We start from the raw sequence: 768 nt of genomic DNA, 5'->3' as shown, positions 1-768 counted from the left end.
GGCCAGATGATCCGCTCCGGCTTAGCCCACCCAGCTGTGCGGGGCCGGGCGGCGGGCCGAGGGCAGGGAGCTGTCCTCACGCCACTGGGTGATCCAGGCCGGGACCTGCCGGTCATCGGGCATGCTCACCCCGGCGGCGGCGAAGATCTGCTCATTGGGCACCGGACCGGACTTGGAGACCAGTCGGGTCGCGATGTAGCCGCGGGCATAGATCTCCCCGTCGACCACGATGCGCTGTTCAAAGTAGATGCACTTCTCATCGGCGCCCAGCACCTGGGTCTCCTGGGTGAACTTCACCCCGAGCTTCACCGACTTGCGGAAGGTGATCATCTCCGCCTGCACCACCGGGGTCCACTTGTTCCGGCGCAGCGCCGCCCACATCCCGGAGCGGAACATCAAATCAAAGCGGCCCAGGTCGAAGATCGAGAAGTACATGCCGTTGTTGATGTGCCCGGCGAAGTCGATGTCGGTCAGGGTGGCGCGCATCGGCACGCTGCCGGCATCCAGCATGCTCAGCTTCGGTCGGCGACGGCTGCTGAACAGCAGGATGAGGATACGGAAGATCATGTGCATACCGTCACATTACCGCCGGGTAACAATATCTTCCACCCCCGCCAGCGCCGGGCACGACCTTTGGCGTAATCCTCCCGGCGCATCCGCCCCGCCCGGCACCGGGTAAAGTGCGAAGCACCCCCGCCGGATGCTGCCCCAGGAGAAGGCCATGGCCCGACTCGCCGACCACGTGCACCGCCTGCTGCCCTCCCTGCC

The 768-nt window shown here is 66.0% G+C and carries 1 protein-coding gene; it reads right to left on the bottom strand.

Features of this window, described 5'->3' with window-relative positions; genetic code table 11:
* Positions 1-21 precede the first annotated feature (21 nt).
* Positions 22-573: a thioesterase family protein gene (locus JCM19049_RS16320; RefSeq protein WP_054822066.1), complete on the bottom strand. Its 552-nt coding sequence runs from the start codon at positions 571-573 to the stop codon at positions 22-24.
* Between the last annotated feature and the right edge of the window lie 195 nt (positions 574-768).

This window comes from Arthrobacter sp. JCM 19049, assembly GCF_001310435.1.
The sequence above is the reverse complement of the archived record's forward strand: the minus strand, read 5'-3'. Positions and strand labels throughout refer to the sequence as shown.

Coding starts and splice junctions, on each gene's coding strand:
- JCM19049_RS16320 (WP_054822066.1), bottom strand. CDS start 573: ATGCACATGATCTTCCGTATCCTCATCCTGCTGTTCAGCAGCCGTCGC.